10 protein-coding genes and 1 pseudogene are annotated in these 5,323 nt (G+C 64.4%); 2 read left to right on the top strand and 9 right to left on the bottom strand.

Going from position 1 to position 5,323, the window contains the following annotated elements; translation table 11 throughout:
• Nucleotides 1-188, bottom strand: a 188-nt coding sequence (locus ACMNI9_RS08190; RefSeq protein WP_114565910.1) for a hypothetical protein, incomplete at its 3' end; no start/stop codon positions are given.
• A gap of 85 nt (nucleotides 189-273) precedes the next feature.
• Nucleotides 274-765: a hypothetical protein gene (locus tag ACMNI9_RS08185; RefSeq protein ID WP_147269841.1), complete on the bottom strand. Its 492-nt coding sequence runs from the start codon at nucleotides 763-765 to the stop codon at nucleotides 274-276.
• 183 nt (nucleotides 766-948) lie between these two features.
• Between ACMNI9_RS08185 and ACMNI9_RS08180 the strand changes: the two genes are divergently transcribed.
• Nucleotides 949-1,665 (top strand): type II CAAX prenyl endopeptidase Rce1 family protein, encoded by a 717-nt coding sequence (locus tag ACMNI9_RS08180; protein ID WP_114565912.1) that lies wholly within the window; start codon nucleotides 949-951, stop codon nucleotides 1,663-1,665.
• Between the two features lie 378 nt (nucleotides 1,666-2,043).
• A complete protein-coding gene (locus ACMNI9_RS08175) occupies nucleotides 2,044-2,232 on the top strand; it encodes a hypothetical protein (protein ID WP_114565914.1) in 189 nt (62 codons plus the stop codon).
• Between the two features lie 69 nt (nucleotides 2,233-2,301).
• Here the strand turns inward: ACMNI9_RS08175 and ACMNI9_RS08170 are convergent, their stop codons facing one another.
• The 7 genes and pseudogenes from ACMNI9_RS08170 to ACMNI9_RS08140 all read right to left on the bottom strand — a co-directional run.
• Nucleotides 2,302-3,288, bottom strand: coding sequence for a DUF389 domain-containing protein (locus tag ACMNI9_RS08170; RefSeq protein WP_418831536.1), 987 nt, complete (start codon nucleotides 3,286-3,288; stop codon nucleotides 2,302-2,304).
• A 180-nt stretch (nucleotides 3,289-3,468) separates the two neighbouring features.
• A complete protein-coding gene (locus ACMNI9_RS08165; RefSeq protein ID WP_255616279.1) occupies nucleotides 3,469-3,591 on the bottom strand; it encodes a hypothetical protein in 123 nt (40 codons plus the stop codon).
• Nucleotides 3,591-3,716 (bottom strand): hypothetical protein, encoded by a 126-nt coding sequence (locus ACMNI9_RS08160; protein ID WP_418831535.1) that lies wholly within the window; start codon nucleotides 3,714-3,716, stop codon nucleotides 3,591-3,593. The genes ACMNI9_RS08165 and ACMNI9_RS08160 overlap by 1 nt, the downstream gene beginning before the upstream one ends.
• Nucleotides 3,717-3,814: 98 nt before the next feature.
• Nucleotides 3,815-4,012, bottom strand: a complete 198-nt coding sequence (locus tag ACMNI9_RS08155) for a hypothetical protein (protein WP_418831533.1) — start codon at nucleotides 4,010-4,012, stop codon at nucleotides 3,815-3,817.
• A complete protein-coding gene (locus ACMNI9_RS08150) occupies nucleotides 4,009-4,401 on the bottom strand; it encodes a hypothetical protein (RefSeq protein WP_418831531.1) in 393 nt (130 codons plus the stop codon). The genes ACMNI9_RS08155 and ACMNI9_RS08150 overlap by 4 nt, the downstream gene beginning before the upstream one ends.
• The gene (locus ACMNI9_RS08145; RefSeq protein WP_220149543.1) at nucleotides 4,401-4,865 is read right to left on the bottom strand and encodes a DUF3310 domain-containing protein; all 465 of its coding nucleotides are present in this window, start codon (nucleotides 4,863-4,865) and stop codon (nucleotides 4,401-4,403) included. The genes ACMNI9_RS08150 and ACMNI9_RS08145 overlap by 1 nt, the downstream gene beginning before the upstream one ends.
• Nucleotides 4,855-5,323, bottom strand: a pseudogene (locus tag ACMNI9_RS08140) (hypothetical protein); the annotation flags it as partial. The gene ACMNI9_RS08145 and the pseudogene ACMNI9_RS08140, both read right to left, overlap by 11 nt.

The raw sequence follows: 5,323 nt of genomic DNA, 5'->3' as shown, positions 1-5,323 counted from the left end.
CGCCCGTCCATCGGAGACTCGTTGTTCGCGAAGCACTCGCCCATGCCGTCGTAGGCGTCGACAGCGACGATGGAGCCGATGCGCGGACGGGCATGCGGAACCGGTACGCCGCATGCCCGCAGCATGGCGCGGCTGATGGCGGTGTCGTATTGCAACGCGATTGCGATTACCTCTTCGACGGATACCATTGCTGCCTCCCTGTCTCGGCGATAAAAAAGCCGCCCCTAATGGACGGCTGTTCGGTTGCGTCTCGCTTATATCAGACTATCAGGATCAGACGGCAATGGGCGGCAGCGTTTCTATCGGCGCGGCGTTGGGGAACTCGTCGCGCCGGAACGTCTCCGGGATCAAGCGGTACAGGTCGCGCGCCCCGGCGTCGCCGATGGTGCGAGCCTGGCGCTCGCTGTATCCGATCACGCGCCCGACGTAGGCCCACGTCCGCCCCTCGACCACGTGCATCCACATGGCCCACCTGCCCACGTGGTGCGGATCGCACATGTCCTGGGCGGCGGCTATCTCCGCATAGCATGCCGACACGCGGTCCGACCACTCCGCCTCCAGCTCCATGATGCGCGCGACGCCCTCGCCCAGCCTGTCCCCGCATCCGCCGGATCGGGAGCCTTCGAACGACGCCCCCATGGACACGAGCCGCGACCGCACGTCCCTTATCCTCGACTCGATCTCGCGTATCTCGTCGTCCATCGTCTTTATATGCCGCAAGTAAGACGCGACGCATGCCCGCATGACGAATATGTCGTGGTCCAAATCTGCCTCCGGAATCCGATCGAACAAGTGTGCTTGATATTTTATCGCATAAATTATCACTGTCGACGAACATGCGAAAAACGTCGCCTCCCCTTGACGAAATTCGATAGGCGGGTATCATCATCCCCCTCTCCCGGAAAACGGACGAGCTCATCGATGCAAAGCAGTCAGAAGGAGGCGGCCTTGACGCTCATTCGCAAAACGAAAAAGGAGAAAGTTCGCTATCTCGAGTGGTTCGATATCCTCTCGCTCACCGTTATCCTATTCGGCTGGGCGATCCTCTCGTCCACTATGTCGCTCTTGGGCCTTTCGCAAGGGACGGCGACGGTCGAAGGCAACATCTCGTTCTCCGTCGCGGACAACTACAACGCCATCGCCGTCCAATCGGGGTTGCTGGCGATCGCCCTGCTGTACCTGCGAGCCAGGAACTTCGATTTCAAGGCATGGCGCATCAAGCTCGATCTCAGAGCGGTCCTCTGCGCTGCGTTCGTGTTTCTAATCGGCTCGCTCGCCTTCGATGCCTACATGGTCGTTGCGGGGTCGATCCGCGAGGCGATCCAGTTCCCGAACCCGATCGGATCTTTTTTCTGGAGCGAACCCGTTTCCAGGGTCTTGCACGCCGCGCTCAACGGAGCGTACGAAGAGCTGTACTTCCTAGGCATCTGCCTCGCGGTGAGGCCCAGGCACCTGAAGTGGGCCGTGCCGTTCTCGTTGCTCGTGCGCGCAAGCTTCCATACCTACCAAGGGTTAATGCCTGCATTGGGAATCGGCCTCGTGTTCGGAGGAGCCGTCTACCTGATCTACAGGCGGTCGAAAGACAAGAACCTAGCGCCGTTTTTCATCGCGCATTCGGCGGCAGACGTGTTCGGACTGGGAATCCTGTCGCATTTCATCGGGTAGAGCGCCGCCTCCCTTGACGTGCTCCACGCGCCACCTCGGCGAGCGCCGGGGATCGGCCGCGTACGCCTGGACCGTGCGCGGCTTGAGGCCCGCGGCCGCCGCGCACTCGCTCGCGGTCCCCTCCGCTATCAAGGCCCCGCGGTCGAACACCCTGTAACGCTGCCTCTCGCGAACCATGGCGCGGCTCCTCCCCTGCGTCGGTCGTTTTGCAGATGATACGGCACGGACGTCGGCGAGTCCAGCGCGCCCGCGCGAAGCAAGCTCGTGCCAGTTGCATTAAAGAATCAGATCCGCAACGGTTTCCCGCCCGTCTCGCTCCGCCCATCGCCCCTGCCGTTACAATGCCGGACAAGGCAGATCGACTCGAGAGGAGAGCCAATGGAAGACGTCAAGGAAAAGCTGGGAGAAGCGGCCGACAAGGCGAAGGAAGCCGTGAGCGAGGCGGCCCACGACGCGAAGAACGCCGTGAAGGACGCCGCCCACGACGTGAAGAACGCCGCCAAGGACGTCGCCGCCGACGCGAAGAACGCCGTGAAGGACATCGAGGCGGAGGCGAAGCGCAAGTAGCCGACCGCGCTCTCGCTTAAAGGAAGAAGGGCCCGCAGCCTTGGATCGGCTGCGGGCCCTCTTCCTTCGTCAGCTGTACTGCCTTGTAACCCTCATCTTCACGTCTTCGACGGGAACTTTGCTCTCCCTTAGCAGGATGCGCAGGTCGTCCAGGTCGGGCAACGTCCCCTCGCCGGCGATCTCGACGACCACCGCGCCGCCCGACGCGTCGACGGAGACCGGCTCGTAGGACGATTCCCGCAGCCACTCCCTCACGGACTGCGCGGCGCCGCGCTCGAAGGAGTACTGCTCGATGACCTCGTTGCTCGCAGCGGCGAGGGGCACGGCGAGCAGGACGGTCCCGACGACCGCGGTGGCGTACCACAAAAGCCTCGCCTTCGCGCTGCTTCCGTCCTGCGCGCGCCCGGCAAATCCCATCAGGAAGAACACGGCATTGCACGAAAGCTGGATGGCGAAGAAGTTCACGGTGAATAGGAGCAGGGCCCCTGACGCGACCGCTTGGGCCCCCTGGGCGAGAGCCGCGCCCGCCACGCAGAGGGGAGGCACGATCGACACCGAGATGGCGACGCCCGGGATGGCGTCGAACACGTCGTCGCGGCCGACGGCCAAGGCTCCGACGGCCCCGGACGCGACGGCCACGACGAGGTCGACGAGGCGCGGGGAGACCCGCGACGACACTTCGCCGTTGCCGACCAGCGGGACGCCGGCCGGTATGGCGAGCGACGCAACACCGGCGACGGCGACGACCGCAGCCGCTCCCGAGAGGGCGACCAGAAGGCCCCTCGCCGCCTGGCGCCGCTTGCCCGTCGCGATGGCGAACGACGTGCCGATCATGGGCGACATGAGCGGGGCTATGAGCATCGCCCCTATCACTATGGCAGACGACTCGGCGGCGATCCCGCAGGTGGCGATCACTGCCGACAGCACGAGGCAGAGAAGGAACGCGGAGTACTGCTTGACGGGATTATCGACGCGCACCAACGTGATGCGCTCGATCTCGGGGATCCTCTCGGCGTTGGTTTTCCCTCCCGCGAATATCCTGGACACGACGCTCATCGAATGGCCTTTCGCTCGGCGGTGGATTCCTGCAAGAGAATGCTACCACACCGGCCACGGCGGCAGGCTCTCTGCGCTCATTCCGCGCCTCCGATCGGATGGCTGCAAAACGTCCTGCTGGTTGAGTGCGCCGCGTTCTTTAGAGAAGGGCGACGGGCAGCCGGGGCATACGCTCCTATATCATCGGCGATCCTCCTTCCTCCTCATTAACTCGACGGCGAGCATCCTCGCGATCCCTGCCAGCACCCACGCGCAGAACGCCGCCATGAGCGCGATGGACGCGACGAACAGCCACGCCGCCATCACATGCCCCATTCGTCCAGCTGCTCGTCGGAAGGATCCCAGTTGCTCTCGTTGGTACGCCGCTCTTCCAGGCCGCAGTACGGGCAAGCGAATGATGGCTTTCGCATGCGAGCATGGAGGCGCATATTCTTCGTTAACAGGAACTCGTGTCCGCATTGGGTGCTTACGGCAAACTTACCTTTCGCTAGCCAGCACATCCGCCATAAGCACGTCTCGCGTCCGCTCATTCGTCCACCACCTTCGCGCCGCATCCGCCGCAGAACCTATACGGATCGTGCAGCTCGCTCCCGCATACGTCGCACGATACGCTCGTGCCTTTGCGGATGGGCTTGCACGTGCGCCCCCAGCGGGTGTTCCAGGTTTCGGCTGCGTCTGCGAACGCTCGCAGCTTCTCGATCCCGCTCGTTTCATCGGCCATCATCGGCCTCCTTTCGTCTTGATGTAGTGCAGATGCCCTGCGCGTCGGCAGCTTTTGCACCGGCACCCGTAGCGGTTGTAGCCGGCGTACGTGCCATGCGACGGATGGCCGGGATCGGCGGACATCTCGGCGAGCACTTCTGCTCGGCGCTCGCGCTCCCTCTCGGCTCCCTTCTTGCGGGCTTCGCGAGAAGCGGCGCGGCATCTCTCGCATCGGCATCCGTACTTGTAGCCTGTAGCCGTCCCGTGCCTTCGGTCGCTCGGATCGGCAACCATGTCCTCCAGGTGCTTCTCGGTGCCGCGCCGCTTCGGGAGCGGCACGGCGGGCTGCTCGACCGCCTTCTGATCGCTTCGATGCCGAAACCCCCGCACCTGCCCGTAGTGCTCCGCCATCAGGCCCCCTCGCGGCAGAATCCCGTCACCGGACCGTAGAGCGTTTTCATGCATCCCTTTTTCCCGAACTCGTCGTGCTCGGAATCATCGGCATCGTGATCTTCACCTGCGCCGATGCCGTAGCCGATGCGGGCTGGGCGGGCGGCTTCGCTGCACGTCCGTTCCACCATGGCCCGCTCGGCCTCGCTCGCCGCACGCACGGCGTCCGACGAGGCCGCATCGCTCATCCCGGCGAGGGCCGCGCGCCCCTCCTCGGCTCGCGCCTCGTCGATCAGCTCGTCCAGGTACCGTCGGGCTTTGAGGAGATCATCCAGGCCGTCCTTGAGGTCGTAGCTCCACAGGCACTCGAGCACCGTGCAGCGCAGGTGAGCGGCGAAGCCCTCGCCGGCCATCGAGCGCATGGCGTCGATGCACTCGATCCCTCCCTGCGTGTAGTGGTCTGGATGGTTCACGTTATCGGCCATTTCGCAGCCTCCTGTCCGGGCCGTCGAACGCGACGACCGCGTTTCTCCTGTCGCCGAGGCGGCTCACTATCGCCTTGGCTGTCTCTACGTTGCCGTCGGACGCCATCCGCGACGTCAGATCGATCGAGTTGTACTGCGTCGTGACGATAGTCGGCTTGCCGGTCCTGATGCGGGCGTCCAGCACGTCGAACAGCTTCGACAGCGCCCAGTCGGTCGGCCGCTCCTTTCCCAGGTCGTCGACGGCGAGCAGAAAGCGGTCGAGCAGCCCGCCGCGCCGCTCCCGAAGCGGCGCGGCACCGAGAAGCACCTGGAGGACATGATCGCCGACCCTAACGACCGAAGACACGGGACGGCTACAGGCTACAAGTACGGATGCCGATGCGAGAGATGCCGCGCCGCTTCTCGCGAAGCCCGCAATAAGGGAGCCGCGAGGGAGCGCGAGCGCCGAGCAGAAGTGC

The sequence above is a fragment of the Paraeggerthella sp. genome, assembly GCF_048427265.1.
Taxonomy (GTDB): Bacteria; Actinomycetota; Coriobacteriia; order Coriobacteriales; family Eggerthellaceae; genus Paraeggerthella; species Paraeggerthella hominis.
This window is presented reverse-complemented; position numbering and strand designations above follow the sequence as displayed.

Bases quoted from the DNA above. Each gene is read 5' to 3' on its own strand.
- ACMNI9_RS08165 (WP_255616279.1), bottom strand. From the start codon at position 3,591: ATGGCGGCGTGGCTGTTCGTCGCGTCCATCGCGCTCATGGCGGCGTTC.
- ACMNI9_RS08155 (WP_418831533.1), bottom strand. From the start codon at position 4,012: ATGATGGCCGATGAAACGAGCGGGATCGAGAAGCTGCGAGCGTTCGCA.
- ACMNI9_RS08150 (WP_418831531.1), bottom strand. From the start codon at position 4,401: ATGGCGGAGCACTACGGGCAGGTGCGGGGGTTTCGGCATCGAAGCGAT.
- ACMNI9_RS08160 (WP_418831535.1), bottom strand. From the start codon at position 3,716: ATGCGCCTCCATGCTCGCATGCGAAAGCCATCATTCGCTTGCCCGTAC.
- ACMNI9_RS08170 (WP_418831536.1), bottom strand. From the start codon at position 3,288: ATGAGCGTCGTGTCCAGGATATTCGCGGGAGGGAAAACCAACGCCGAG.
- ACMNI9_RS08175 (WP_114565914.1), top strand. From the start codon at position 2,044: ATGGAAGACGTCAAGGAAAAGCTGGGAGAAGCGGCCGACAAGGCGAAG.
- ACMNI9_RS08145 (WP_220149543.1), bottom strand. From the start codon at position 4,865: ATGGCCGATAACGTGAACCATCCAGACCACTACACGCAGGGAGGGATC.